A 23,907-nucleotide genomic window follows, 5' to 3' on the forward strand; every position below is an offset into this window, starting at 1 on the left:
CCAGGAGTGCCTCATGTCCAATCCCATACTGTTGCCGGTGCTGGAATGGGCCCGTCGGCTGCGCTACCCCACCCTGTTCAAGATCACCGCCGCCCTGTTCGCAGTGACGCTGGTGATTCCCGATCCGCTGCCGTTCGTGGATGAAGTCCTGTTTGGCCTGGGCACACTGCTGCTGGCCAACTGGAAGCGACGCGGCGACAAGCTTCCCCCGCCGCTGCCGGCCAAGCGCCGCGCGTGAGGTTGATCGACAGCCACTGCCACCTGGATGCGGGCGAGTTCGATGCGGATCGCCCTGAAGTGATCGCGCGCGCGCGCGCGGCCGGCGTCATGGCCCAGGTCGTTCCCGCCGTCACTGCCGCCAGTTGGCCCGGCCTGCGCGATGCGTGCCGGCTGGCCGACGGGCTGCACTCGGCCTACGGACTGCACCCGATGTTTCTGGACCAGCACCGCCCCGAACACCTGGAGGCTCTGCGTGCGTGGCTCGAACGCGAGCGCCCCTGCGCGGTTGGGGAATGCGGGCTGGACTTCTTCGTGGAGGGTCTGGACGTGGACGCTCAGCTGCACTACTTCCTGGGCCAGCTGCGGCTGGCACGCGAATTCGACCTGCCGGTGATCGTGCATGCGCGCCGCGCGGTGGATGCGGTGATCGCGGCGATCAAGCAGATCGGCGGGCTGCGCGGCGTGGTGCACAGCTTCTCCGGCAGCCCCGAGCAGGCGCGGCAACTGCACCAGCTGGGCTTCCTGATCGGACTGGGCGGCCCGCTCACCTATGACCGCGCCCAGCGCCTGCACCGCCTGGTCGCCAGCATGCCGCTGGAGCAGCTGCTCCTGGAAACCGATGCGCCGGATCAGCCGGATGCTGGGATCCGTGGAGAGCGTAATGAACCGGCACGCTTGCCGGTGATCCTGGAGACGGTGGCGCGACTGCGCGGGGAGCGGGCCGACGTGATTGCCGCGCAGACCACGGCCAATGCGCGCAGCCTATTCGGGCTTCACGGTTTCTCCTGAAGCGCGCAACGGGTGCAGCGGCCCCGGCCGCATGCCAGACCAGCACAGGACGCTCGCCAGCAATAGCGCTGCCGCCGACATGCCGATCGAGATGTGCATGCCATGCATGAATGCATCCGGCGCGCCATCGCCGATCAGGCTGCCGAACAGGGCGACACCCAGCATGCCGCCGACCTGTCGCGCACAGTTCAGTACGCTGGAGGCGATGCCTGCCCGCGACCGGTCGATCGATGCAAGCGTCGCGTTGGTCATGGTCGGCACCACCAAGGCGACCCCGCTTGCCGCCATCAGCATCGGTACGATCAACAGCGCGTAATGGCCCCCGATGCTCACCGGCATCAACAACAGGTAACCCGATCCTGCCAGCGCAAGACCCATGAACATCAGCAACCTGGGACCGAGCCGCGTAATCAGGCGCCCCGCCACCACATTGAGTGCGACCAGAACGAGGGTCATCGGCAGAAAGGCCAGGCCGGTCTGTTGCGGGGATAGATGCTGCTGCATCTGAAAAAACAGACTGAACACAAAAATCAGCCCGTAATAGGCGAAATTCACCGCGACGCCTGCCAGCGAGACGATGGAGAACGTGTGATTCCGAAACAGATTCAATGGCAGCATGGGTGAGGTGCTGCGAGCTTCAATCCACAGGAAGGCCGTGAGGGACATGAGCGCCAACAGGGCCCCTCCGCGCACCACGCCATGCCCCCAACCCAGCTGACCTGCCTCGATCAGGGTCATGGTCGTCGCTGCCAGCGCAACCATGGCAGCCACCTGCCCACTCCAATCGAGGCCACGCCGATGTCCGCCGCCGGAAGGCGCCGCATGCCGAAGCGTCAGGCAGATCCCGATCAAACCCATCGGAAGGTTGATCAGAAACACGCTGCGCCAGCCTGCATGCGCTACCAGCACTCCGCCCAGCACGGGACCGGCAGCCAGGGCCGCTCCCCCGAGAGCGCCCCACCAACCGACGGCACGACTACGTGCCTGGCTGTCCGGAAATGCCTGCTGCACCATGACCAGCGAGTTGGGTACCAGCAACGCCGCGCCCATGCCCTGGATCAGTCTGGCCCCGACCATCACAGTCAGACTGCCCGAAAGCCCGCAGGCAGCCGACGCCAGAGTGAACACCACCAAGCCCGAGAGATAGAGCCGGCGCGCGCCGAAGCGGTCGCCCAGCGCCCCGCTGGTAAGCAGCAGAGCGGCGAAAGCCAAGGTGTAGGCATTGACCACCCACTGCAAGCCGGCCACATCGGTTGAAAATTCATGCTGCAGGGCATCCAGTGCAACATTGACCACACTGATGTCCAGCAGCACCACCACGAAGCCGAGCGCGGCGGCCCAGAGCGTACCGCGCGCGGAAGCAGAAAAAGCTGTCATTGGGGTCCCACAAGCAGAAGAGACCGCCCATGCTAGGCTTGGCGAGCACCCTCGAAAATTCCCCGAAATCACACTCCATACCTGCGAAAACGCACCGATGTTCGACTGGGAGAATCTCCGTCATTTCCTGGCGGTTGCGCGCGACGGCACCTTGTCAGGCGCGGCTCGGGCGTTGCATGTCGACCATGCAACCGTCAGCCGTCGTGTTGCGGCGCTGGAGGTCGAACTGCAGGTTGCGCTGGTCGAGCGCTTGCCACGCTCCGTCCGCCTTACCGCGATGGGCGTCCAGATTTACGAGCACGCCAAGGCCATGGACGCCTCAGCATTTGCTGTCGCCCGCGTGAGCCGGGCCAGCCAGGAGGCCGTCAATGCCAGGGTGACGCTTAGTGCACCGCCAGTGCTGGTGGCGCACCTGCTGGCGGAACGGGTTGCCGACTTCCGGGCAGCGCAGCCCGGCATTCAACTTTCCGTGTCGGCCCAAGCCCAGCAGGTATCACTCGCCCGCCGCGAGGCGGATGTGGCTCTGCGGCTGGTCCGTCCCAAGGAAGCCAGCAGCGTTGTGCGCAGAATCGGACGAATGCCGTTCGCGCTCTATGCCAGCCACGAGTACGTCGCCACCCGGCGGCCCGAAGACTGGGCCTTCATTGCCTATGACACGCAGTTTGCTGACATGCCCCAGCAGCAGTGGCTGTTGCAGATCGCGGGAAGCCGGACCGTGGCGTGCGAACTGAGCGACATCAGCAGTCATCGGGCAGCCGCTCTGGCCGGAGCGGGCGTGGCCGCGTTGCCGCGCTTTCTGGGTGATGCCGCGCCCGGACTGACTCCGCTGGAGCATGACGGGGCGCCGTTCTCGCGTGACATCTGGCTGGTGGTGCACCGTGACCTCCGGCGCTCGCCATCGGTACGCACGGTCATGGACTTTGTGGCGAAAGTCGTCGCGGACCGGCCCGGCCTCGGGTTGGACGCGTAAGCCGGTCCACTGCGTGACCGCAGCGGCTCAGTCGGCCGTGACCGCCGTGGCCGGCTTCTTCATCAACATCTCCAGCGCCTTGCCCACCGCCGCGAACGCGAACGCGCCGGTGATATGCGTGGCCGCGCCCAGCCCGGCGCCGCAGTCCAGCTTCAGCGCCGCGTCGGCCCCGAGGTTCGGGCGGATGCCACACACGCTGCCGTCGGCCTGCGGGTACTTCACGTTTTCCAGCGAGTACACCGCCGGCACGCCGAAGTAACGCGAGGCGTTCTTGGGGAAGTTGAAATCGCTGCGCAGCTTCTTGCGGATCAGCGCCATCATCGCGTCGTGTTCGGTGCGCGAGACATCGCGGATCCGCACCAGGGTGGGATCGGTACGACCGCCGGCCGCGCCCACGGTCAGGATCGGCAGCTTGCGGCGGCGGCACCAGGCGATGGTCTCGACCTTGACCCGGAAGCTGTCGCAGGCATCGATCACCAGATCGAAATCGCGGTCCAGCAGCTCGACCATGTTGGACACGGTCAAGAAAGAGGCGACCGCATCGACACTGATGTCCGGGTTGATCGCCCGGCAGCGCTCGGCCATCGCCTCGGCCTTGTTGCGGCCGTACTGGCCGGCCAGCGCCGGCAGCTGGCGGTTGGTGTTGGACACGCAGATGTCATCGGCATCGATCAGGGTCAGATGGCCCACCGCCGTGCGCGCCAGCGCTTCGACCACCCACGAGCCGACGCCGCCCATGCCCACCACCGCCACCCGGCGGGTGGCAAGCAGATCCACGGTGCCTACCCCATACAACCGGTCGATGCCGGCAAATCGTTCGCGCAATACGTCGTTCTTCATGCCCCTATTTTAATGTGCACAGGGCGCTCCGGGACGCGCCGTGGACAGGACGCGTCGTACCATCGCCGCAGCCACCCTCACCGAAGCCCTCACCATGAACGACCCTATGTCCCCGCCCCGCCGCCCGTCCGCCGCGTACCGCTATCTGTTCGTCGGCCTGCTTGGCCTGGTGATCGGCCTGATCGCCACGGTGATGGTCTCGCGCGCGATCCAGGCCCGCCAGGACCCCTTCCCGGATTCGCTGATGCACGTGATGAACCGCCAGGTGCAGTTGCTTCAGGCGGCGCAGGCGCAGAACCGCTGCAGCCTGGCCGACACCGTGCCGCGGCTGCAGACGCTGCGCTCGCTCTCCAATGATCTGGACCTGGCCTTTCCCGGCCTGAAGGACAGCCAAGGCTTCCAGCAGCACGCCAGCGCCCTGCGCGCCACCCTCAATGAGGCCCTGGCCGCGCCGCCGACCGACTGCCCGGGCATGGCTACGCTGGTGGAGAAGATCCAGACCGACTGCAAGGCCTGCCACCAGGATTTCCGCTGATTCATCTTCCAGCCACCCTGGCGCACCGGGATTGGCACGCTGTTCACGCAGCACAGGACACGATCTGCTCCATGCGCACCAGACGCATTCGACCACCCCTCTGGCCAGGAGATACACCATGAAGATTCAACTGATTGCCGCCGCTGCCGTTGCCACCGTCGCCCTGGCTGGCTGTGCCACCACCTCGCCGGGCTACGGCAGCAGTGGTTACAACAACGGTTACGGCAATTCCGGCGGCAACTACAACACCAACCGCTGCGCGGACTGCGGCATCGTGACCCGTATCAATCAGGTCGCTTCGGGCCGCAGCGCACCGAGCGCGACCGGCGCGGTGCTGGGTGGCATCGTCGGCGCCGTCGCCGGCCATGAGATCTCCGACCACACCGGTGGCAGCCGTGGCAACAAGAACATCGCCGCCGCCGCAGGCGCGGTGGGTGGTGCGCTGGCCGGCAACCAGATCCAGAAGAACGTGACCAGCGATACGTTCGACATCACCGTGCGCATGGATGACGGCCGTACCGTCGTCGTCAACCAGCGTGATCTGGGTGGCATCCGCGAGAATACCTACGTGCGCGTGGTCAACGGCAAGGTGATCCTGCGCTGATCGGCGCAACGCACGCGTAGATAAAAAAGGGCCCGCGCAAGCGGGCCCTTTTCGTGTTTCAACCAGGCAGGACCCGGTCTGCGCTCAGAGCGGCTTGACCTTGTCGGCCTGCAGGCCCTTCTGGCCCGTGACCACTTCGAACTCGACCGCTTGACCTTCCTTCAGGCTCTTGAAGCCCTGGGATTCGATCGCACGGAAGTGCACGAACACATCTTCGCCGCTCTCACGGCTGATGAACCCGAAACCCTTCGCGTCGTTGAACCACTTGACGGTGCCCTTCTCAGCCATCTCAGCTACTCCCTAACTGTCTTGTTGTTGGATACACCCGTACAGGCGGCTGACAGCAAGGGGAAGCGGGGTGCAACGATGCAGCGGATCTGGAAGATCTACCATCATCAGGCCACGATCCACGGTGACCTTGCCAAGCTCAGCGTCTGCAACTTAACCCGGGCAAAACGAAAAAGCAACTAGCTAAAAGCTTCCGATGTCAACCCCATTTCAGGAACCATACTCGACAGCATGGACCCTTCATTCATCTTGTATCTGCTAGCAGCCCTCCTGGTACTGGTCGGCATCGCCGGCATCCTCCTCCCGGCCCTGCCCGGAATTCCCCTGGTGTTCGCCGGCCTGCTGCTGGCGGCATGGGCAGATGGCTTTGTCCATGTGGGCTGGATGCCCCTGGCGGTACTGGGGCTGCTGACCCTGCTCTCCTTCGCGGTGGACATCCTCGCCACGGTGGTCGGCGCCCAGCGGGTCGGCGCCAGCCGCAAGGCGCTGTGGGGCACCTTCATCGGCAGCATCGCCGGGCTGTTCTTCATGCCGATCGGCCTGTTCGTCGGGCCGCTGGCCGGTGCGCTGCTGGGCGAGTATTGGCATACCCGCGAGCTCGGCCGTTCGACCAAGGTGGGCCTGGCAACCTGGGTTGGCATCCTGCTCGGGTTCGCCTTGAAACTGGCGCTGGTGATCGCGATGCTGGGCCTGTTCGCGTTCGCGTGGTTCTTCTGACCGGCGGCGGCGTGACGGCTTCACGCCCTGACCACACCATTGACCGGCATAAACCGGATCAGATCGACCGTGTCGTGCGCTGGCGGGAATAGTCCTCAGCGGCCACACTGTGCCGGTTGACCCATTCATTCTTGTCACGCGGCCCTGCTCCCATGACCATTCCCCATTCCCGCTCCGCCCTGTTCACCGCCCTGGCCCTGGCCTGCGCGGCGCTGCCTGCTGCTGCCCAGGAAGCCGCGCCCACCCCGGCCTCGCCGGAGGCCTGCGCCCAGGTGGACACAGACGCAGCGCGCCTGGCCTGCTACGACACGCTGTTCGGGCGTACGCCCGAGGTCACCCTGGCCGCCGATGCCGCTGCCACCGCCGCCAAGCAGGAGCGCCGGGAAGAACGTCATGCCGCCCGCAGTGCCGACGCCGACGCGCCCGCGACGCAGCGGGTCAAGCAGCGCCTCGGAGAAGTGTTCAAGAACGACGGCCATGAAGATGCGCTGGCCAATGCCGGCAAGGGCTCGCTGCTCGACAGCCGCTGGGAGCTCGCGCAGGACTCCAAGCTCGGCGCGTTCCAGCTGCGCGCCTACAAGCCGGTCTACCTGCTTCCCGCGTTCTGGACCAGCGACAAGAACCAGATGCCGCAGTCGCCCAATCCGGTCAACACGGTCACCACCTCGCAGCAGTTGGACAGCGCGGAACTGAAGTTCCAGCTCAGCTTCAAGACCAAGATCGTGGAGAATCTGTTCGGCGACAACGGCGACATCTGGGCCGGCTACACGCAGAGCTCGCGCTGGCAGGCCTACAACGCCGACAACTCGCGCCCGTTCCGTGAGACCAATTACGAGCCGGAAGTGATGCTGATGTTCCGCAACGGCTACTCGATCGGCGGCTGGCGCGGGCGCATGAGCGGGATCAGCATCAACCACATGTCCAACGGTCGCGCCGATCCCCTGTCGCGCAGCTGGAACCGGGTGATCGCCACCGTCGGCCTGGACCGCGAAAACTGGGCGCTGGTGCTGCGCCCGTGGTATCGCATTCCGGAAGATCGCAAGGACGACAACAACCCGGACATCTCCGATTACATGGGCCGCGGTGACGCCACCCTGACCTGGAACAAGAACGGTCACGAAGTCTCGCTGATGGCGCGTCACTCGCTGCGCGGCGGCGACCGTTCGCACGGTGCGCTGCAGCTCGATTACGGCTTCCCGATCAGCAATCTGCTGCGCGGCCACGTGCAGATCTTCGATGGTTACGGCGAGAGCATGATCGATTACAACCACAAGGCCACCTATGTCGGCCTGGGTGTGTCGCTGCTGGAGTGGTATTGATGGCCGTGACGATCTGGCACAACCCGCGCTGCAGCAACTCGCGCGGGGCGCTGGAGATCCTGCGTGAACACGGCATCGAGCCGGTGGTGGTCGAGTACCTGAAGACGCCGCCGGACCGTGCCACGCTGGCAGGGCTGATCACGCGCATGGGCATCGCCCCGCGCGCGTTGCTGCGCAGCAAGGAGCCGGCCTATGGTTCGCTCGGGCTGGACGATGACGCGTTGCCCGATGCCGCGCTGATCGAGGCGATGGTCGCCCACCCGGAGCTGATCAACCGCCCGATCGTGGAGACCCCGCGCGGCGCACGCCTGTGCCGGCCGCCGGAGACGGTGCTGGCGATCCTGCCAGCCTAAGGCCGTGCCTCAGCTGCCCCCGCAGCGGCTGGTGCACCGGCTGTTATCCTCGCCGCAGGTCAGCGCGGGCAGCCGGTTGCGGCAGTAGTCGCTGCTGGCCTGGCATGATTTACGCAGGTCCGGGTTGTCGATCTTGTCGCACTTCGCGTCGCGCTGGGTCGCCACCCCGGCGCCACAGCTGTCGCCGCTGCCAAATCCCGTCCGGTTGGTCATGCAACTGTCGTACTGGCGTTGGCACTGCTGCATGCACTGATTGGCGGCGGTGACCTCGCGCAGGCTGGGCGGGGCGGTGTGGAAATCGCCATCACTGCTGCAGGCGGTGACCAGCAGGATCAACAGCAGGGCGGAAAGCATCCTCGGCATCGTCGTGCTCCGTGTCGAAAGCATCCGGCCTTGGCCGGCATGTGTGCATGCCCGGAATGTAGCACTGCTTGTTTTCCAAATTAATACCGGGCTGCCACCGCAGCCGCAAATGCCTCTTCCGTTACGCCGGCTCCGGCGCCCACAATAGCCCCGCCCTTTCACCTGGATGCCAGCGGATGGCCCGACCACAACGCTCGTTCTTCGCCTACGGCTCGGCTCTGCTGGGCCTGCTAAGCCTGATGGGCGTGGCCTGCTTCCATTTTCCGGATCTGTTGACCAGCCGCGAGTTCCGCGCGGTCTACAACGAACAGTTCGCCCGCCACCTGCTGCTGGTCGGGCTGGCCGCCGCCTTCATCATGGGCACCCTGGCGATCCTGCGCGACCGCAACAAGCGGATCGCCACGATCGGCGTCGGCAGCGCCACCCTGGCGGTGCTGCTGGGGGGTACCAACGTGCAGTTCGATGCGATCGGACAGACACCCTACTCGCTGGGTCTGGACTGGTTTGTGCTGTCGCTGTTCTTCTCGGCACTGGTATTCGTGCCGCTGGAGCGCTACCTCGGCAAACACGTACTCTCGCCGCTACGGCCGGGCTGGCGTACCGATGTCGGCTATTTCTTCATGAGCCACGTGCTGGTGCAGTTCATCCTGATCCTGGTGACCGCCTCGACCTCGACCATTGCCGGGCTGGCCGCGTTCCCTGCGCTCAAGACGCTGATCCAGTCGATGCCGGTGTGGCTGCAGTTCCTGATCGCGGTATTCGTCGCGGACATGGCCCAGGCACTTCTGCACCGCGCGTATCACAACACCCCATGGCTCTGGCGCTTCCACGCCGTTCACCACTCCAGCCGGCACATGGATTGGCTGGCCGGCTCGCGCATCCATTTCGTCGAAATCGTCATCACCCGCAGCTGCGTGCTGCTGCCACTGCTGGTACTCGGCTTCTCGACCCCGGCGATCAATGCCTACGTGATCCTGGTGGGTCTGCAGGCGGTGTTGGCCCACGCCAACCTGGGCATCCGGTTCGGGTGGCTGGAGTACCTGCTGGTGCTGCCGCGCTACCACCATTGGCATCACGCGCGGCAACAGGAGTACGTCGACGTCAACTACGCCATCCACCTACCGCTGGTGGACATGCTGATGGGCACCTTCAAACTGCCCCGGGATCAGCGCGAATGGCCGCAGGAATACGGCGTCATGAAACTGGAGACCGTGCCCAAGGGGCTGCTCAACCAGCACCTGATGCCATTCCGTGCACGACGGACCTTCGACGAGTACGTCGACTGAACCCTGTCAGCGCCAGTCGGTGATGCCCTCGCGCCGGTAGACCTCGGCGAACGCCGGCCGTGCTTTCAGGCGATCCGCGTACGTCTTCAATGCCGGCCAGGTGTCACTGGGCGTGGGCATGTTGCGCGACCAGCGCATCAGCATCACCAACATGAAATCGACCACGCTCAACGACTCGCCCAGCACATACGGGCCGCGCGTGGACAGGTGCTCGGTCAGATGCTGCCAGGCGCCTTCCAACCGCTCGCGCGCACGCTGGCGGGTCGCGTCCACGTGCTCGGGGCCCGCCATTTCCTGCGGGTAGAACCACGCCCGGTACGCCGGCTGTACGGTGTTGGCGCACCAGAACATCCAGCGGTACGCCTCGGCGCGGTCGGCAGACCCCGGTGCTGGCAGCAGGGCCGCTTCCGGATGGCGGTCTGCCAGATGCAGCGCGATCGCTGCCGCTTCGGTCAATACCTGCCCGTCCAGCACCAGCGTCGGCACCAGGCCCGCGGGATTCAAAGCGAGATACGCTGCATCCTTGTGCTCGCGCTTGTCGAAATCCAGCAGCACCAGATCGTGCTCGATCTGCAGTTCCAGCAAGAGCCAATGGACGACCAGGGCGGCGGTACTCGGCGATCCATACAACGTGGTGCGCATGCTCAGGGCCTCTTGAGGGAGGCGCACAGTATGCGCCCGCGCTCCGTGCCATCACATGGGTACAGAGCACGGGCGATGGGGACGCGTTCTGTCTCTGCCACTGCGCCGCGGACGCTCGCAGAATGCGTCCTCTGCCCCGCCGCCAGCCCAGGATCCCCCCATGCCCGATTCGTCCGCTCTGCTCGCCTTCGGTCTGATTTCGCTGGGGATGGTGCTGACGCCCGGGCCGAACATGATCTATCTGATCTCGCGCTCGATCTGCCAGGGACGCACCGCCGGGCTGATCTCGCTGAGCGGTGTCGCGCTGGGTTTTCTGGTGTATCTGGTGTGCGCGGCACTGGGCATCACCGCGCTGCTGATGGCAGTGCCGCATGCCTACGATGTGTTGCGTTTCGCCGGCGCGGCGTATCTGCTGTACCTCGCCTGGCAGGCGCTGCGCCCTGGCGGACGTTCGCCGTTCCAGCTGCGCACGCTGGACCATGACAGCCCGCGCAGATTGTTCGGCATGGGCCTGTTCACCGCGCTGCTCAATCCGAAGATCGCCGTGATGTATCTCTCGCTGCTGCCGCAGTTCATCCAGCCCCGTGGGCATGGCAGCGTGATGGTGCAATCGGTGGTGCTCGGGCTGGTGCAGATCGCAACCAGCGTCAGTGTCAACGCACTGATCGTACTGGCCGCCGGCAGTATCGCCACCTTTCTGGCCGGGCGCCCGCGCTGGCAGACGGTACAGCGTGGCCTGATGGGCACGGTGCTCGGCGCGCTGGCGGTGCGCATGCTGGTGGACGCGCGCCGCTGAGGGGAAGTAGCGGCCAACGGTCGGTGCCTGCCAGCGTCAGCCACGAAAAACGGCGCCCTGGGGCGCCGTTTTCGTTTCCAGCGTTGCCGCGACCGGAGGCCTCAGGCGACCACAACTGGAATCTTGCCGATGCGGGCCTGCCATTCGCGCGGGCCGGTCTGGTGCACGGACTCGCCGGTGGAATCCACCGCCACGGTCACCGGCATGTCCTGCACGGTGAACTCGTAGATCGCTTCCATGCCCAGATCCGCGAAGCCCACCACCTTGGCCGCCTTGATCGCCTTGGAGACCAGGTACGCCGAGCCGCCGACCGCCATCAGGTAGGCCGACTTGTTGTCACGGATCGCTTCGATCGCCGCCGGGCCGCGCTCGGCCTTGCCGACCATGCCCAGCAGGCCGGTCTGTTCCAGCACCTGGCGGGTGAACTTGTCCATGCGGGTGGCGGTGGTCGGGCCGGCCGGGCCCACCACTTCGTCGCGCACCGGATCGACCGGGCCGACGTAGTAGATGAAGCGGCCCTTGAGGTCGACCGGCAGCGGCTCGCCCTTGTCCAGCATCTCCACCATGCGCTTGTGCGCGGCGTCTCGGCCGGTCAGCAGCTTGCCGTTGAGCAGCAGGGTCTGGCCCGGCGTCCAGCTGGCGACGTCTTCCGGAGTGATCGTGTCCAGATCGACCCGGGTGCCCTTGGAGGCGTCATAGGTGATCTGCGGCCAGTCTTCCAGCGACGGCGGATCGAGCATCACCGGGCCGCTGCCATCCAGCGTGAAATGCGCATGGCGGGTGGCCGCGCAGTTCGGGATCATCGCCACCGGCAGGTTGGCCGCGTGGGTGGGGAAATCCTTGACCTTGATGTCCAGCACAGTGGTCAGGCCGCCCAGGCCCTGCGCGCCGATGCCCAACGCGTTCACCTTGTCGAACAGTTCCAGGCGCAGTTCTTCGGCACGGTTGGAGGCGCCACGGGCCTTGAGCTCGTTGATGTCGATCGGCTCCATCAGCGACTCCTTGGCCAGCAGCATCGCCTTCTCGGCGGTACCGCCGATGCCGATGCCGAGCATGCCCGGCGGGCACCAGCCGGCGCCCATGGTCGGCACGGTCTTGAGGACCCAGTCCACGATCGAATCGGACGGGTTGAGCATGGCGAACTTGGACTTGGCTTCCGAACCGCCGCCCTTGGCCGCGACGATCACCTCCACGGTGTCACCCGGCACCACCTTGACGTTGACCACGCCCGGGGTGTTGTCCCTGGTGTTGATGCGCTTGCCGGCCGGATCGGCCAGCACCGAGGCGCGCAGCTTGTTGTCCGGGTAGTTGTAGGCACGGCGCACGCCTTCGTTGGCCATGTCCTCCACGCCCATCGTGGCGTCGTCCCAGCGCACGTTCATGCCGATTTCCAGGAACACGGTCACGATGCCGGTGTCCTGGCAGATCGGCCGGTGGCCTTCGGCGCACATGCGCGAGTTGATCAGGATCTGGGCCATCGCCTCCTTCGCGGCCGGCGACTCTTCGCGCTCGTAGGCAGCGTTGAGGCTCTTGATGTAATCGACCGGGTGGTAGTACGAGATGTACTGCAGCGCGTCGGCGATGGACTGGATGAGGTCTTCCTGCTTGATCGATGTCACGACTTGCTCGCTTGCTGGAGGCTGGCGGGGTTGAACCGCCGATTTTAACAACTACCGCCGGGCGGCGTTGAGAATCGCTCGCGGCCGCGGCGTTTGGTGCACAGTGGCCGCCCAGCCTTGTCACAGCGGCCTGCCCGGCCGCGTCCTTCCGGCATGACCCCGACCGATACCTTCCAGACCCACCGCCCCCGCCTGTTCGCCCTGGCCTACCGCCTGCTGGGCAGCCGCAGCGACGCCGAGGACATCGTCCAGGATGCCTGGCTGCGCTGGCAGGGCGCCGACACCACCGTGATCCGCGACCCGGAAGGCTGGCTGGTCACCGCCACCACCCGGCTGGGCCTGGACCGGCTGCGCGCCCGCCGCAGCGCACGCCTGGAGTACGTGGGGCCGTGGCTGCCCGAGCCGCTGGAGATCACCCTGGACCCGGACCCGCTGCAGGACCCGGCCCAGCGCCATGCGTTGGCCGACGAGGTTTCCGTGGCGTTCCTTGCCCTGCTGGAGCAGCTCACGCCGGACGAGCGTGCCGCCTTCCTGCTCAAGGACGTGTTCGACTATGACTACCCGGACATCGCCCCGCTGCTGGAGCACGCCCCGGCCAACTGCCGGCAGCTGGTCCATCGGGCGCGGCAGCGGCTGCAGACCGGCGCCCCACGCTTCGCGGTCTCGCCGGCGCAGCACCGCAACCTCCTGGCACGCTTCATGGACGCCTCCCAGCAGGGCGACCTGGCGGCGATCCGCGCGCTGCTCGACGCCAACGCCGAGATGATCTCCGATGGCGGTGGCCGCGTGACGGCGGCAATCCGTCCCCTGCTCGGCGCCGAGCGCATCGCGCAGCTGTACTGGGCGATCGCGCGCCGCAACGGCCAGCATCCAGCCCAGCTGGGCCAGGTCAACGGCGAGCCGGCGATCCTGCGTTTTGCCGGGGACCAGTTGCACTCGGTCACGATGATCACGGTCGATGCAGGGCGTATCGTGCGCGTGCTCAGCGTGCTCAATCCGGAAAAACTCACTGCGCTTGTCACAGCGCGCGAGGCTGGCGCGTCCTCCTGATGAAGACGGCCATTGTGGCCGTCATGGAGTACCCACATGTCCGCTTCACCCCGCGTTCCGTACACCCGTCTGGCCGCCGAGGCCTTCAAGGGCCTGCTGGCCACCAGCAAGGCCGTCCACGACAGCTCCATCGATCCTGTGTTGATGGAGCTGGTGTTCCTGCGTGTCTCGCAGATCAATGGCTGCGGCTACTGCATGGACATGCACGGCACCACCCTGCGCAAGGGGGGAATCGAACCGCGCAAGCTCGATACGCTGCCGGCCTGGCACGAGAGCCGCTTCTTCGATGCGCGCGAGCGTGCCGCGCTGGGCTGGGCCGAGGCACTGACCCGGCTGAGCTGCGCAGCGCCCTCCGATGCCGCGTACGAGGCACTGTTGCCGCACTTCGATGAAAAGGGCATCAGCGACCTGAGCATGGGCATCGCGGTGATCAACGCCTGGAACCGCCTCGGCGCCGGGCTGTTGCCGCCCCTGCCGTAAGCACCGGGTAGTGCCGGCCGCTGGCCGGCTCTGCACGATGCTGGCTGCCACGTGGAGCCGGCCAGCGGCCGGCACTGCCGGGCTGCGGTCCGCGCGCACTCCTGCGCTGTGGTGCGTATGCGTCCGCAATCTGCGCGTGCATTGAATTCATGCATCAACCACGGTCACGACGCGCACAATGTCGCCCATGCCCGCCTCCCCCGCTGCCGGTGCACCCGGCCAGAAGAATCCCAGCCTGCGCGAGCGCGTCAACGCGATGCGCAATCTGCCCCCGTTCCTGCGCCAGGTCTGGCAGACCAGCCCCGGGCTGACCCTGGCCAGCCTCGGCCTGCGCGTGATCCGTGCATTGCTGCCGGTGGCGATGCTGTATGTCGGCAAGCTGATCATCGATGCGGCGGTACTGCTCAGCCAGCACGATGCGGGCTTCCCGCCGTTCGGCGAGGCACTTTCCAGCGGGCTGCTGAACCCGCTGCTCGGTCTGCTCGCACTCGAGTTCGGCCTGGCCATGGCCTCGGACCTGCTCGGCCGCATGGTCAGCTACGCCGATACGTTGCTGTCGGAGCTGTTCACCAACGTCACCAGCGTGCGCCTGATGGAACACGCCGCCGAACTGGACCTGGAGGATTTCGAAGACCCCGACCTGCAGGACAAGCTGGACCGCGCACGCCGCCAGACCATGGGCCGGATGAACCTGATGAGCCAGCTGTTCGGCCAGGTGCAGGACAGCATCACCGTGGCCAGTCTCGCGGTCGGCCTGATCGTGTACGCGCCCTGGTTGATCCTGCTCCTCGCGGTGGCGCTGATCCCGGCGTTCATCGGCGAATCGCATTTCAACGCTGCCGGCTACAGCCTCAATTTCCAGTGGACGCCCGAGCGCCGCCAGCTGGAGTACCTGCGCCAGATCGGGGCCAGCGTTGAGACCGCCAAGGAGGTGAAGATCTTCAACCTCCATCGCTTCCTGATCGACCGCTACAAACGGCTGGCCGAGAAGTTCTACCTCGCCAACCGCGCCCTGGCGCGCAAGCGTGCGATCTGGGGCACGCTGCTCGCCGCGCTGGGAACGCTCGGGTACTACGCGGCGTACGCTTACATCGCCTGGCGCACCGTGCGCGGCGATTTCTCGATCGGCGACCTCACCTTCCTGGCCGGCAGTTTCCTGCGCCTGCGCCAGCTGCTGGAAGGCCTGCTGATCGGTTTTTCGCAGGTCGCCGGGCAAGCGCTGTATCTGGACGACCTGTTTTCGTTCTTCCAGATCGAACCGGAGATCCATTCGCGGCCTGACGCCATCGCCATCCCACAACCGATCACCCAGGGCTTCGTGTTCGAGAACGTCGGCTTCCGGTATCCCGATGCCGAAAGCTGGGCGGTGCGCCATCTGGATTTCGACCTGCGTGCCGGCGAAGTGCTGGCGCTGGTCGGCGAGAACGGTGCCGGCAAGACCACCCTGGTCAAGCTGCTGGCCCGCCTGTACGACCCCGATGAAGGCCGCATCCTGCTTGATGGCCGCGACCTGCGTGATTACGACCTCGATGACCTGCGGGCCAACATGGGCGTGATCTTCCAGGACTTCGTGCGCTACAACCTCAGCGCCGGCGAGAACATCGGCGTCGGCCTGGTCGAGGCGATGACCGACGACGCCCGCATCCGCGATGCTGCGCGCCGTGGCATGGCCGATGAAGTGATCGCCGGCCTGCCCGGCGGCTACGACCAGCTCATCGGCCGCCGCTTCAAGATGGGCGTGGACCTGTCCGGTGGGCAATGGCAGAAGATCGCGATCGCCCGCGCCTACATGCGCAATGCGCAGGTCATGATCCTCGATGAACCGACCGCGGCCCTGGATGCCCGCAGCGAGTTCGAGGTGTTCCAGCGCTTCAAGGAACTGTCCGACAACCGCACCGCGGTGCTGATCTCGCACCGCTTCTCCTCGGTGCGCATGGCCGACCGCATCCTGGTGCTGGCCGGCGGCCGGATCGAGGCCAGCGGAACCCACGCCGAACTGATGACCCAGGGCGGCCGCTACGCCGAACTGTTCGAGCTGCAGGCCGCTGGCTATCGCTGAAACCCACGCCTGGCGGGCCTGCCCAGCCAGTCAATGAGAATTTATCTCATTTGAGATAAACTAGACCCGACGAAACCGACCAGAACCCCACCCCCATGTCTTCCGCTTTTGGCGCCGAAACGGTGCTTGAGGTCCGTCACTGGACCGATGCCTACTTCAGCTTCACCACGACCCGCGACAGCGGCTTCCGCTTCGAGAACGGCCAGTTCGTGATGATCGGCCTGGAAACCGAGGCGCGGCCGCTGCTGCGCGCGTACTCCATCGCCAGTGCCAACTGGGAAGAAAACCTGGAGTTCTTCAGCATCAAGGTCCAGGACGGCCCGCTGACCTCGCGCCTGCAGCACATCCAGCCGGGCGACAAAGTGCTGGTCGGCAAGAAGCCCACCGGCACCCTGCTGATCAGCGACCTGCACCCGGGCAAGCACCTGTACCTGCTCGGCACCGGCACCGGTCTTGCGCCGTGGCTGTCGGTGATCAAGGACCCGGAAACCTACGAGCGTTTCGACAAGGTGATCCTCACCCACGGCGTGCGCTACGAAAAGGACCTGGCCTACCGCGACCTGTTCGAGAAGGAACTGCGCGAGCACGAATTCCTCGGCGAGATGATCGGCGACAAGCTGCTCTACTACCCGGCGGTGACCCGCGAGGCCTTCCCCAACCAGGGCCGGCTGACCTCGCTGATGGAAAGCGGCGAGATGCAGAAGACCCTCGGCCTGCCGCCGCTGGATCCGGAAAACGACCGCGCCATGATCTGCGGCAGCCCGCAGATGCTGGCCGACCTGCGCACCGTGCTGGACAGCCGCGGCTTCCAGACCTCCCCGCGCATCGGCACGCCGGGCCACTACGTGTTCGAGCGCGCCTTCGTCGAAAAATGACGTAGAGCCACGCCATGCGTGGCTGGGCCCGCGAAGATCATGCAACACGAGCAGCCGGCCAGCGGCCGGCGCTCCCCGATCACGGCCCGTCGTGGTCGGGCAACCGCCTCAGCCCAGCGCCGCGCCGATATCCCCGCGCAGCGATTCGGGCTTGTCAGTCGGCGCGTAGCGCGCCAGCACCTGCCCATCGCGGCCGACCAGGAACTTGCTGAAGTTCCACTTGATCCCGCGCGTACCCAACACCCCGGCCTTCTCGGCCTTGAGCCACTGCCATAGCGGATCAGCGCCGGCGCCGTTGACCTCCACCTTGTCCGACATCGGGAAACTGACCCCGTAGCTCAGCGAGCAGAATTCCCCGATCTGCGCCGCATCGCCCGGCTCCTGGTGTCCGAACTGATCGCAGGGAAACCCGACCACCACCAGCCCCCGCGGCCCGAACTCCCGCCACAGCGCCTCCAAGCCCTCGTACTGCGGCGTAAAGCCGCACTTGCTGGCCACATTGACCAGCAACAACACCTTGCCCCGATACTGCGCCAACGCCTGCGGCTGGCCGGACAGATCCACGAACGGGAAATCGAAGGCAGTGGTCATGGCAGGGGTTCCGGTGGAAAGACCTCATCTTAGCTCGCCCGCTGGACTTGTCCTGCACGGCTGGGGAGCCGGCCAGCGGCCGGCACTACCGCTCCTAATCTTGGCCGCACGCCGCTTTTCGAGGCGCCGGACAGTGTCCGGCGCGGGGCGGGTGGGGGTTGGCGGGGCCGTAGTGCGCCATGGATGGCGCACTACGAGCGTACATGGACGTATTCACAGCGTGCCCCGCCGGCCCCCACCCGCCCCGCGCCTCGCAGCAGCCCATCGCCGCTGTTGCTGTTGCTGTTGCTGTGACCGCGCCCTTTCGCAATGCCCCGGCCGTGGTCCGGCCAAAACATGCCTTTCGACACAAGCCGCTCCCCAACGGCTCGGGTTACCCTCAAAGACTTGTCTGACCGGAGAACTCCCCTTGACCACCCGTCTTGCCCTCGCCGTCGCCGTGACCCTCGGCCTTGCCCTGCCCGCCTATTCCGCCACCGCCGCCACCCCGGCCGCGACCACCGCCCAGCAGGCCAACCCGTTCTTCGCCGACAGCCCGCTGCCGCTGCACTTCCCGCAGTTCGACAAGATCAAGGACAGCGACTTCGCGCCCGCCTTCGACGCCGGCATGGCCCAGCAACTGAAGGAAGTCGACGCGATCGCCAACAACAAGGCCAAGCCGACCTTCGACAACACCATCATCGCCCTGGAAAAGAGCGGTGACACCCTGGATCGCGCCACCACCGTCTTCTTCAGCCTCGTCGGCGCCGACACCAACGACGCACGCAAGAAGCTGCAGGCCGATTACTCCGCCCGCTTCGCCGCGCACAGCGACGCCATCGCGCTGAACGGCAAGCTGTTCGCCCGCATCCAGAGCCTGTACGACGGTCGCGCGGCGCTCGGCCTCGACGCCGAAGGCGTGCGCCTGGTCGAGAAGTACTACGAGAGCTACGTCCGCGCCGGCGCCAAGCTGTCCGAAGCCGACAAGACCAAGCTCAAGGAAATGAACGCCGAACTGGCCAACCTGGGCACCAAGTTCAGCCAGAACGTGCTGGCCGAAGTGAACGCCTCGGCGATCACCGTTGATGACGTCAAGGAGCTGGCCGGTCTCTCGCAGGAGCAGATCTCCGCCGCTGCCGAAGCCGCCAAGGCCCGTGGCCAGGACGGCAAGTACGTCATCACCCTGCTCAACACCACCGGCCAGCCGCCGCTGACCAACCTGGCCAACCGCGCGCTGCGCCAGAAGATCTACGAAGCCTCCATCACCCGCGGCAGCCGCGGCGGCGAGTACGACAACACCGCCCTGGTCTCGCGCATCATGCAGCTGCGTGCCGACAAGGCCAAGCTGATGGGCTTTGCGAACTTCGCCGCCTACAACCTCACCAACCAGACCGCCAAGACCCCCGAAGCCGTCAACGCCATGCTCGGCCAGCTCGCCCCGGCCGCCGTCGCCAACGCCAAGCGCGAAGCCGCCGACCTGCAGGCCATGATCGACAAGGAACAGAAGGCCGCCGGCAAGCCCACCTTCAAGCTCGAAGCATGGGACTGGGCGTTCTACAGCGAGAAGGTCCGCCAGGCCAAGTACAACTTCGACGAATCCCAGCTCAAGCCGTACTTCGAAATGAAGAACGTGCTCGAAAACGGCGTCTTCCACGCCGCCCAGCTCGAATTCGGCCTGACCTTCAAGCAGCGCACCGACCTGCCGGTCTACCACGAAGACGTCACCGTCTACGACGTGTTCGATGCCGACGGCAGCCAGCTGGCGATCTTCATCTTCGACCCGTACGCACGCGCCTCCAAGCGCGGTGGTGCATGGATGAACTCGTATGTCTCGCAGTCCGAGCTGACCGGCTTCAAGCCGGTGGTCGCCAACCACCTCAACATCCCCAAGCCGCCGGCCGGCAAGCCGACCCTGCTGACCTGGGATGAAGTGACCACCACCTTCCACGAATTCGGCCATGCCCTGCACGGCATGTTCTCGAACGTGAAGTACCCCTATTTCTCGGGCACCTCGGTGCCGCGCGACTTCGTCGAGTTCCCCTCGCAGGTCAACGAGATGTGGGCCGATGATCCGGTCATCCTGAAGAACTACGCCAAGCACTACCAGAACGGCACGGCCATGCCGCAGGCCCTGCTCGACAAGGTCGTCGCTGCCGCCAAGTTCAACCAGGGCTTCGCCACCACCGAATACCTCGGTGCGGCCATGCTCGACCAGCGCTGGCACCAGATCGGCCCGGACCAGGTGCCGGCTGCCAAGGACGTGATGAAGTTCGAAGCCGAGGCCCTGGCCAAGGACGGCATCTTCTACGCGCCGGTCCCGCCGCGTTACAAGACCCCGTACTTCAGCCACATCATGGGCGGCTACTCGGCCGGCTACTACGCCTACATCTGGTCCGAAGTGCTCGATGCCAACACCCAGAAGTGGTTCCGCGAAAACGGTGGCCTGAGCCGCAAGAACGGCGACCACTTCCGCCAGACCCTGCTCTCCAAGGGCGGCAGCGTGGATGCGATGGAGCTGTTCCAGAACTTCGCCGGGCACGCCCCGCAGATCGAGCCGCTGCTCGAAAAGCGCGGCCTGACCTCGGGTGACAGCAAGAAGTAAGCGTCTGTTTCAAGGACGTGCAGTACGAAAAACGCCCGGCATTACCGGGCGTTTTTTTGTTGCCCTCACCGCGGCGCCACATACCCCCCCGGCACACCATCCGGCGACAACACCAACTGCCACAACTGCGCATGCCGGCAGCGGAAACTCGCCATCGAGCCGGCCAGATAGAACTGCCACATCCGGCGGAAGCGTTCGTCATAGCGCTGCGCATCCAGCCGTGGCCACGCCGCCTCGATATTGGCCCGCCACGCCTGCAGCGTCCGGTCGTAATCGGTGCCGAAGTTGTGCCAATCCTCCAACACGAACAGCCCCTCGAACGCCTCCGTCACCTGCGCGGCCGAGGGCAGCATCGAGTTCGGGAAAATGTACTTGGCGATCCACGGATCGGTACGATGCCGCGACAGATTGCTGCCGATCGAATGCAGCAGGAACAATCCCTCCGGCCGCAGGCAGCGCCGCGCCATCTCGAAGTAGCCACGATAGTTCTTGTCGCCTACGTGCTCGAACATGCCCACTGACAGGATCGCGTCGAACGACTCGTCCACCGCGTGATAGTCCTGCAGCCGGATCTCGATCGGCAGCCCCGCGCACAACTGGCGCGCATACTCCGCCTGTTCCTGCGAGATCGTCACGCCCACCCCGGACACGCCATAGCGCTCGGCCGCGAATTTCAGCGCCTCGCCCCACCCGCAGCCGATATCCAGAATGCGCTGGCCAGCGCGCAGCCCCAGCTTGCGGCAGATCAGATCGAGCTTGGCCTCCTGGGCGGCATCCAGATCCGTTGCCTGGCGCCAGTAGCCACAGCTGTAGACCAGGCGTTGGCCGAGCATCGCCTCGTACAGATCGTTGCCCAGATCGTAATGGCGCCGGCCGACCTCGAAACTGCCGGCCCCGGCCTGCAGGTTGAACACCCTCGCCTTGAGCGCATCGGCCAGATCGCGCCAGCCGTGCACGCGCTCGTCCAGATGCGCCTGCATCAGATGAAAGAGGACGTCATCCAGCGCGCGGGCATCCCACTGCCCGTCCATGTAACTCTCGCCCAGGCCCAGCGAGCCGTGGGCCATGACCCGCGCGTAGAAGCGCGGGTCGTGCACCGTGATGTCCTGCGGCTGGTCACCTTCCACGGTGATCCCCGCCTCATGCAGCAACCCTGTCACCCGTCGTTGCAGCCCAGCGTCCACATCGCCTCCGTCGATCAGCCCCGGGCGAACAACCCTGCGACATCCTGACCCACGTGCGGCACCAGCACGGCGGCCGGGACGTCCACGGTCTGCGTGCCGTCCGAGTACGGCCCTACCTGGTAGGGCGGGAACACGAAGCGTATCGCAGAGATGCGCCCGTCGGAACCGGTCAGCGGCTGGAACTGGCTGAAGTTGTCGGCACTTGGCCCGGTGCCGTCGGCGATCATCCGGCTGGCATTGCGCAGCGATTCCTGCATCTGTGCCGGCTCCAATTCATCGCCGCTCAACCGGGTCGCCACGCGCTCGCGCAGCTGGTCGGCCACGTAATCGCTGATCGCTTTCCAGCCCTTGGCATCGGCCACCAGCTTGTCGGCGGTCAGCATCTGCTGCTGCTCCGGCAGCCACACAAAGCGCGCCACCAGCGGCTCACCGTGCGCACCGCCGGTATAGCGGCTGCCATCGGCGGTCACCACCACCAGCTGCGGCGTTTCCAGCACCTTCTCGAAGGTCAGCGAAAGCTCGTAGGGCATGGTCGGCTTGTCGTTGCCCAGCCCGTCCAGCGCCTGCTGCAGCTCTGCCCGCGCACTGTCGGCATAGCCGCCCAGCGCCTTGGCCAAGCCCGGATACCGGGCGATGTCCGGCGGGTAGGTGATTCCGACCACGGCCTGCGGCGAGGTTTCGATCACATCGCGCAGCTCGACCGGTGCGTCGGGCGCCACCGCGGGCGCGACAGGTTCGGCAGCCGTGTCGACCGGCGCCGCCGGTGCTTGTGTGTCGCCGTCGTGCTTGTTGCAGCCTGCCAGCACCACCACGCCCATGGCCATGGCCAACGCGCTGGCGCGCAGCGCGCGACGGTTTCCTGCGATGTTCATCCTGAAATCCCCTTGTTGTAACCCACCATCATGATCGGCCATCCCTGAAGCATGACCCGCTGTCGTCATCGGACCAGCAGGTCGTCGTACTCCTCGTGCCGCTGCAGGAACGCCTCGGCGTAAGCGCAGGCCGGCACCACCTTGAATTTCTGTTCGCGCGCATAGCGCAGCGCCACCTTGGTCAACTCACCCGCCACGCCACGGCCAGCGATCGGCTCCGGCACCTCGGTATGGGTGATGATCATCCGCTTGCGCTTGATCTGGTAATCCAGCAGCGCCAGATGCCCTTTGACCCGGGCCTGGAAGCGGTGATTGGCCAGATCGTGCTCCACCTCGTAAGCCAGTCCGGGCGGCGTGACCGAAGCCATGAGCGGTGTCTCCTGCGGCGACTGCAGCGATAGTGCGCAGCCGGCCGCCATGATCGCGTGAAGCCTGAACAGGGGCAAGCAGCGACGTGCTGCGTCACATCCCGCCCTAAAGCCCGGCGTCCTCCGGCCGATACCGGAGTCGGACAGGGCGTGAAAGCTGGCATGGCTTTTGCGAAGACCTGCCTGTACGCACCCGCTTTCCGGAGGTCCGCATGGACAACACCGCACCTGCCCCCGCCCCCCACGGCGACGCCGACACCTCCCTGCTGGAAGGCTTGTTCCAGTTGGCCGTGAACGGCCAGACCCAGGGTTGGGAATTCGACCAGATCGACAACGAGGTCTATTCCCGCCTGCTCAGCACCTATGGCGTAGACGGCAAGAAGGCTGCCTGACGGCTGAGACGCTCACGCCTGACGGTTACCGGGCTCACGACCAACGGTCGTGAGCTACCCGCGCCAGGTACCACGTTGCAGGTACCGACCGTTGGTCGGTAGGCCCGGACTCAACCGCCGAGGCGGAAGGTCGGGTTGCTCAGCTCACGCAGGAAGTGGCTGAAGATGCTCGGCTGCATGGCCAGCATGAACAGCACACCGAAGGCCGCACCGGCCAGATGCGCGCTGTGGTTGATGCGATCGCCGCCGCGGCGGTCCATCCAGATGCTGTAGCCCACGTAGAACACCGCATAGATGATCGCCGGGGCCGGAATGAACAGCACCAGGATGATCGACCACGGCTTGATCAGGATGAAGGCGAACAACACCGCCGACACCGCGCCCGATGCCCCCAGGCTGAGGTAGTTGGGGTTCTTCTGGTTCTTCAGATAGCTCGGCAGGATCGACACCAGCAATGCACCCAGATAGAACGCCGGATAGGTCAGGTAGCTGCCGCTCAACTGCAGCATCACCTGTTCGATGAAGCCGCCGAAGAAGAACAGCGTGATCATGTTGAACGCCAGGTGCGACAGATCGGCGTGGATGAACCCGTACGTGATCAGGCGATCGTACTGACGGTTGCGGTCCACCGCCGGCGGCCACAGGATCAGGCGGTCGGCGAGCGCACGGTTCTTGAACGCCATCCACGACACGATGACGGTGATGGCGATCAGCAGCAGGTTGACTGGGGTCATGTCA

Annotated in this window: 27 protein-coding genes; 16 read left to right on the forward strand and 11 right to left on the reverse strand. The window is 65.8% G+C overall.

Annotated elements, in window-relative coordinates:
* Window positions 1-13: 13 nt before the first annotated feature.
* A complete protein-coding gene (locus BCL79_RS04565; protein WP_121037992.1) occupies window positions 14-238 on the forward strand; it encodes a DUF6116 family protein in 225 nt (74 codons plus the stop codon).
* Window positions 235-1,008 (forward strand): TatD family hydrolase, encoded by a 774-nt coding sequence (locus BCL79_RS04570; RefSeq protein ID WP_121037995.1) that lies wholly within the window; start codon window positions 235-237, stop codon window positions 1,006-1,008. Before BCL79_RS04565 ends, BCL79_RS04570 begins: the two co-directional genes overlap by 4 nt.
* Here the strand turns inward: BCL79_RS04570 and BCL79_RS04575 are convergent.
* Window positions 982-2,385: an MFS transporter gene (locus BCL79_RS04575; RefSeq protein ID WP_121037997.1), complete on the reverse strand. Its 1,404-nt coding sequence runs from the start codon at window positions 2,383-2,385 to the stop codon at window positions 982-984. The genes BCL79_RS04570 and BCL79_RS04575 overlap by 27 nt on opposite strands.
* Before the next feature lie 97 nt (window positions 2,386-2,482).
* On the opposite strand from BCL79_RS04575, the gene BCL79_RS04580 reads away from it, so the two are divergent.
* The gene (locus tag BCL79_RS04580) at window positions 2,483-3,355 is read left to right on the forward strand and encodes a LysR family transcriptional regulator (RefSeq protein WP_121038000.1); all 873 of its coding nucleotides are present in this window, start codon (window positions 2,483-2,485) and stop codon (window positions 3,353-3,355) included.
* Window positions 3,356-3,382: 27 nt separating this feature from the next.
* On the opposite strand, the gene BCL79_RS04585 is transcribed toward BCL79_RS04580, so the two are convergent.
* Window positions 3,383-4,195, reverse strand: a complete 813-nt coding sequence (locus BCL79_RS04585; RefSeq protein ID WP_121038003.1) for a tRNA threonylcarbamoyladenosine dehydratase — start codon at window positions 4,193-4,195, stop codon at window positions 3,383-3,385.
* A gap of 106 nt (window positions 4,196-4,301) precedes the next feature.
* Here BCL79_RS04585 and BCL79_RS04590 point away from each other — a divergent pair, with 106 nt between their 5' ends.
* Together BCL79_RS04590 and BCL79_RS04595 are read left to right on the forward strand one after the other, a co-directional pair.
* Window positions 4,302-4,730: a hypothetical protein gene (locus BCL79_RS04590; protein ID WP_428999399.1), complete on the forward strand. Its 429-nt coding sequence runs from the start codon at window positions 4,302-4,304 to the stop codon at window positions 4,728-4,730.
* Window positions 4,731-4,848: 118 nt separating this feature from the next.
* Entirely contained in the window at window positions 4,849-5,334 is a 486-nt protein-coding gene (locus tag BCL79_RS04595) for a glycine zipper 2TM domain-containing protein (RefSeq protein WP_019185918.1), read from the forward strand.
* An 84-nt stretch (window positions 5,335-5,418) separates the two neighbouring features.
* On the opposite strand, the gene BCL79_RS04600 is transcribed toward BCL79_RS04595, so the two are convergent.
* Entirely contained in the window at window positions 5,419-5,622 is a 204-nt protein-coding gene (locus BCL79_RS04600) for a cold-shock protein (RefSeq protein ID WP_019185917.1), read from the reverse strand.
* A 231-nt stretch (window positions 5,623-5,853) separates the two neighbouring features.
* Between BCL79_RS04600 and BCL79_RS04605 the strand changes: the two genes are divergently transcribed.
* The 3 genes from BCL79_RS04605 (at window position 5,854) to arsC (ending at window position 8,011) form a co-directional block, all read left to right on the forward strand.
* The gene (locus tag BCL79_RS04605; RefSeq protein ID WP_121038009.1) at window positions 5,854-6,339 is read left to right on the forward strand and encodes a DUF456 domain-containing protein; all 486 of its coding nucleotides are present in this window, start codon (window positions 5,854-5,856) and stop codon (window positions 6,337-6,339) included.
* 152 nt (window positions 6,340-6,491) lie between these two features.
* A complete protein-coding gene (locus BCL79_RS04610; protein WP_121038012.1) occupies window positions 6,492-7,658 on the forward strand; it encodes a phospholipase A in 1,167 nt (388 codons plus the stop codon).
* Window positions 7,658-8,011 carry an arsenate reductase (glutaredoxin) gene (gene arsC, locus BCL79_RS04615; RefSeq protein ID WP_121038015.1) on the forward strand — a complete coding sequence of 118 codons (354 nt, stop codon included), beginning with the start codon at window positions 7,658-7,660 and terminating at the stop codon, window positions 8,009-8,011. The genes BCL79_RS04610 and arsC overlap by 1 nt, the downstream gene beginning before the upstream one ends.
* Before the next feature lie 9 nt (window positions 8,012-8,020).
* Here arsC and BCL79_RS04620 read toward each other — a convergent pair whose 3' ends face one another.
* Entirely contained in the window at window positions 8,021-8,374 is a 354-nt protein-coding gene (locus BCL79_RS04620; RefSeq protein WP_147433859.1) for a hypothetical protein, read from the reverse strand.
* 176 nt (window positions 8,375-8,550) lie between these two features.
* Here BCL79_RS04620 and BCL79_RS04625 point away from each other — a divergent pair, with 176 nt between their 5' ends.
* Entirely contained in the window at window positions 8,551-9,660 is a 1,110-nt protein-coding gene (locus BCL79_RS04625; RefSeq protein ID WP_121038021.1) for a sterol desaturase family protein, read from the forward strand.
* Between the two features lie 6 nt (window positions 9,661-9,666).
* Here the strand turns inward: BCL79_RS04625 and BCL79_RS04630 are convergent, their stop codons facing one another.
* Window positions 9,667-10,302 carry a glutathione S-transferase family protein gene (locus BCL79_RS04630; RefSeq protein ID WP_121038024.1) on the reverse strand — a complete coding sequence of 212 codons (636 nt, stop codon included), beginning with the start codon at window positions 10,300-10,302 and terminating at the stop codon, window positions 9,667-9,669.
* 160 nt (window positions 10,303-10,462) lie between these two features.
* Here BCL79_RS04630 and BCL79_RS04635 point away from each other — a divergent pair, with 160 nt between their 5' ends.
* Window positions 10,463-11,098, forward strand: coding sequence for a LysE family translocator (locus BCL79_RS04635; protein WP_121038027.1), 636 nt, complete (start codon window positions 10,463-10,465; stop codon window positions 11,096-11,098).
* A gap of 101 nt (window positions 11,099-11,199) precedes the next feature.
* On the opposite strand, the gene BCL79_RS04640 is transcribed toward BCL79_RS04635, so the two are convergent.
* Window positions 11,200-12,717 carry a fumarate hydratase gene (locus BCL79_RS04640; protein ID WP_121038030.1) on the reverse strand — a complete coding sequence of 506 codons (1,518 nt, stop codon included), beginning with the start codon at window positions 12,715-12,717 and terminating at the stop codon, window positions 11,200-11,202.
* 153 nt (window positions 12,718-12,870) lie between these two features.
* Here BCL79_RS04640 and BCL79_RS04645 point away from each other — a divergent pair, with 153 nt between their 5' ends.
* The 4 genes from BCL79_RS04645 to BCL79_RS04660 all read left to right on the forward strand — a co-directional run bounded on the left by BCL79_RS04645 (window position 12,871) and on the right by BCL79_RS04660 (window position 17,181).
* Complete coding sequence (locus tag BCL79_RS04645) at window positions 12,871-13,767, forward strand: RNA polymerase sigma-70 factor (protein ID WP_121038033.1); 897 nt, start codon at window positions 12,871-12,873, stop codon at window positions 13,765-13,767.
* A gap of 36 nt (window positions 13,768-13,803) precedes the next feature.
* Window positions 13,804-14,247, forward strand: coding sequence for a carboxymuconolactone decarboxylase family protein (locus BCL79_RS04650; RefSeq protein ID WP_121038036.1), 444 nt, complete (start codon window positions 13,804-13,806; stop codon window positions 14,245-14,247).
* Between the two features lie 187 nt (window positions 14,248-14,434).
* Window positions 14,435-16,306, forward strand: a complete 1,872-nt coding sequence (locus BCL79_RS04655; protein WP_121041130.1) for an ABC transporter ATP-binding protein — start codon at window positions 14,435-14,437, stop codon at window positions 16,304-16,306.
* Window positions 16,307-16,401: 95 nt separating this feature from the next.
* The gene (locus BCL79_RS04660) at window positions 16,402-17,181 is read left to right on the forward strand and encodes a ferredoxin--NADP reductase (protein ID WP_121038039.1); all 780 of its coding nucleotides are present in this window, start codon (window positions 16,402-16,404) and stop codon (window positions 17,179-17,181) included.
* Window positions 17,182-17,289: 108 nt separating this feature from the next.
* Here the strand turns inward: BCL79_RS04660 and BCL79_RS04665 are convergent, their stop codons facing one another.
* Window positions 17,290-17,772, reverse strand: a complete 483-nt coding sequence (locus tag BCL79_RS04665) for a glutathione peroxidase (RefSeq protein WP_121038042.1) — start codon at window positions 17,770-17,772, stop codon at window positions 17,290-17,292.
* 409 nt (window positions 17,773-18,181) lie between these two features.
* On the opposite strand from BCL79_RS04665, the gene BCL79_RS04670 reads away from it, so the two are divergent.
* On the forward strand, window positions 18,182-20,353 hold the full coding sequence (locus BCL79_RS04670) for a M3 family metallopeptidase (protein ID WP_121038045.1): 2,172 nt from the start codon (window positions 18,182-18,184) through the stop codon (window positions 20,351-20,353).
* Between the two features lie 65 nt (window positions 20,354-20,418).
* Here BCL79_RS04670 and cfa read toward each other — a convergent pair whose 3' ends face one another.
* From cfa to BCL79_RS04685, 3 genes are all read right to left on the reverse strand, one after another.
* A complete protein-coding gene (cfa, locus tag BCL79_RS04675) occupies window positions 20,419-21,537 on the reverse strand; it encodes a cyclopropane fatty acyl phospholipid synthase (RefSeq protein ID WP_121038048.1) in 1,119 nt (372 codons plus the stop codon).
* A gap of 14 nt (window positions 21,538-21,551) precedes the next feature.
* Window positions 21,552-22,409, reverse strand: coding sequence for a DUF3298 and DUF4163 domain-containing protein (locus BCL79_RS04680; protein ID WP_121038051.1), 858 nt, complete (start codon window positions 22,407-22,409; stop codon window positions 21,552-21,554).
* A 65-nt stretch (window positions 22,410-22,474) separates the two neighbouring features.
* Window positions 22,475-22,777, reverse strand: a complete 303-nt coding sequence (locus BCL79_RS04685; RefSeq protein ID WP_121041132.1) for a GNAT family N-acetyltransferase — start codon at window positions 22,775-22,777, stop codon at window positions 22,475-22,477.
* A 212-nt stretch (window positions 22,778-22,989) separates the two neighbouring features.
* Between BCL79_RS04685 and BCL79_RS04690 the strand changes: the two genes are divergently transcribed.
* The gene (locus tag BCL79_RS04690; RefSeq protein WP_121038054.1) at window positions 22,990-23,169 is read left to right on the forward strand and encodes a hypothetical protein; all 180 of its coding nucleotides are present in this window, start codon (window positions 22,990-22,992) and stop codon (window positions 23,167-23,169) included.
* 110 nt (window positions 23,170-23,279) lie between these two features.
* Here BCL79_RS04690 and BCL79_RS04695 read toward each other — a convergent pair whose 3' ends face one another.
* Window positions 23,280-23,903 (reverse strand): rhomboid family intramembrane serine protease, encoded by a 624-nt coding sequence (locus BCL79_RS04695; RefSeq protein WP_019182898.1) that lies wholly within the window; start codon window positions 23,901-23,903, stop codon window positions 23,280-23,282.
* Window positions 23,904-23,907 lie beyond the last annotated feature (4 nt).

Source organism: Stenotrophomonas rhizophila (assembly GCF_003651185.1).
Taxonomy (GTDB): Bacteria; Pseudomonadota; Gammaproteobacteria; order Xanthomonadales; family Xanthomonadaceae; genus Stenotrophomonas; species Stenotrophomonas maltophilia_Z.

What these genes read in the sequence shown, in the direction of transcription:
- BCL79_RS04660 (WP_121038039.1), top strand. Translation starts at nt 16,402, where the DNA reads ATGTCTTCCGCTTTTGGCGCCGAAACGGTGCTTGAGGTCCGTCACTGG.
- BCL79_RS04655 (WP_121041130.1), top strand. Translation starts at nt 14,435, where the DNA reads ATGCCCGCCTCCCCCGCTGCCGGTGCACCCGGCCAGAAGAATCCCAGC.
- BCL79_RS04665 (WP_121038042.1), bottom strand. Translation starts at nt 17,772, where the DNA reads ATGACCACTGCCTTCGATTTCCCGTTCGTGGATCTGTCCGGCCAGCCG.
- BCL79_RS04630 (WP_121038024.1), bottom strand. Translation starts at nt 10,302, where the DNA reads ATGCGCACCACGTTGTATGGATCGCCGAGTACCGCCGCCCTGGTCGTC.
- BCL79_RS04580 (WP_121038000.1), top strand. Translation starts at nt 2,483, where the DNA reads ATGTTCGACTGGGAGAATCTCCGTCATTTCCTGGCGGTTGCGCGCGAC.
- BCL79_RS04575 (WP_121037997.1), bottom strand. Translation starts at nt 2,385, where the DNA reads ATGACAGCTTTTTCTGCTTCCGCGCGCGGTACGCTCTGGGCCGCCGCG.
- BCL79_RS04585 (WP_121038003.1), bottom strand. Translation starts at nt 4,195, where the DNA reads ATGAAGAACGACGTATTGCGCGAACGATTTGCCGGCATCGACCGGTTG.
- BCL79_RS04645 (WP_121038033.1), top strand. Translation starts at nt 12,871, where the DNA reads ATGACCCCGACCGATACCTTCCAGACCCACCGCCCCCGCCTGTTCGCC.
- BCL79_RS04610 (WP_121038012.1), top strand. Translation starts at nt 6,492, where the DNA reads ATGACCATTCCCCATTCCCGCTCCGCCCTGTTCACCGCCCTGGCCCTG.
- BCL79_RS04605 (WP_121038009.1), top strand. Translation starts at nt 5,854, where the DNA reads ATGGACCCTTCATTCATCTTGTATCTGCTAGCAGCCCTCCTGGTACTG.
- BCL79_RS04680 (WP_121038051.1), bottom strand. Translation starts at nt 22,409, where the DNA reads ATGAACATCGCAGGAAACCGTCGCGCGCTGCGCGCCAGCGCGTTGGCC.
- BCL79_RS04635 (WP_121038027.1), top strand. Translation starts at nt 10,463, where the DNA reads ATGCCCGATTCGTCCGCTCTGCTCGCCTTCGGTCTGATTTCGCTGGGG.
- BCL79_RS04690 (WP_121038054.1), top strand. Translation starts at nt 22,990, where the DNA reads ATGGACAACACCGCACCTGCCCCCGCCCCCCACGGCGACGCCGACACC.
- BCL79_RS04565 (WP_121037992.1), top strand. Translation starts at nt 14, where the DNA reads ATGTCCAATCCCATACTGTTGCCGGTGCTGGAATGGGCCCGTCGGCTG.
- BCL79_RS04685 (WP_121041132.1), bottom strand. Translation starts at nt 22,777, where the DNA reads ATGGCTTCGGTCACGCCGCCCGGACTGGCTTACGAGGTGGAGCACGAT.
- BCL79_RS04590 (WP_428999399.1), top strand. Translation starts at nt 4,302, where the DNA reads ATGTCCCCGCCCCGCCGCCCGTCCGCCGCGTACCGCTATCTGTTCGTC.
- BCL79_RS04595 (WP_019185918.1), top strand. Translation starts at nt 4,849, where the DNA reads ATGAAGATTCAACTGATTGCCGCCGCTGCCGTTGCCACCGTCGCCCTG.
- arsC (WP_121038015.1), top strand. Translation starts at nt 7,658, where the DNA reads ATGGCCGTGACGATCTGGCACAACCCGCGCTGCAGCAACTCGCGCGGG.
- BCL79_RS04695 (WP_019182898.1), bottom strand. Translation starts at nt 23,903, where the DNA reads ATGACCCCAGTCAACCTGCTGCTGATCGCCATCACCGTCATCGTGTCG.
- BCL79_RS04600 (WP_019185917.1), bottom strand. Translation starts at nt 5,622, where the DNA reads ATGGCTGAGAAGGGCACCGTCAAGTGGTTCAACGACGCGAAGGGTTTC.
- BCL79_RS04650 (WP_121038036.1), top strand. Translation starts at nt 13,804, where the DNA reads ATGTCCGCTTCACCCCGCGTTCCGTACACCCGTCTGGCCGCCGAGGCC.
- BCL79_RS04625 (WP_121038021.1), top strand. Translation starts at nt 8,551, where the DNA reads ATGGCCCGACCACAACGCTCGTTCTTCGCCTACGGCTCGGCTCTGCTG.
- BCL79_RS04620 (WP_147433859.1), bottom strand. Translation starts at nt 8,374, where the DNA reads ATGCCGAGGATGCTTTCCGCCCTGCTGTTGATCCTGCTGGTCACCGCC.